Genomic DNA, 366 nt, shown 5'->3' on the forward strand with positions numbered 1-366 from the left:
ACGCCCCCGACGACCTGGGACGAGGCCAAGGAGCTCGGCGCCGCGGCCAAGGACGCCGGGAAGTACCTCTTCCTGTGGGGCACGGAGGCCGCGACCTACTACCAGACGCTCGCGATCGAGTCGGCCATCAAGGAGGGCGGCGACGAGGTCCGCCTCGCGCTGGAGAACCTGCAGCCCGACTGCTGGTCCCAGGAGGCCGTGCAGGGCGTGTTCGAGGCGATGAAGGAGATCGTCGACCTGGGCTACGTGAAGCCGGGCGGCGGCGGCACGCAGTTCACGGCCGCCCAGGCGCAGTGGAGCAACGGGCAGGAGGCGCTGCTGTACCCGTCGGGGTCCTGGATCGAGAACGAGATGAAGGACCAGACC

General features: G+C 69.7%; 1 pseudogene. It reads left to right on the forward strand.

The features are described from left to right. Positions 1-366, forward strand: a pseudogene (locus EYB28_RS19705) (extracellular solute-binding protein); the annotation flags it as partial.

The organism is Isoptericola sp. BMS4 (assembly GCF_011634835.1).
GTDB lineage: Bacteria > Actinomycetota > Actinomycetes > Actinomycetales > Cellulomonadaceae > Isoptericola.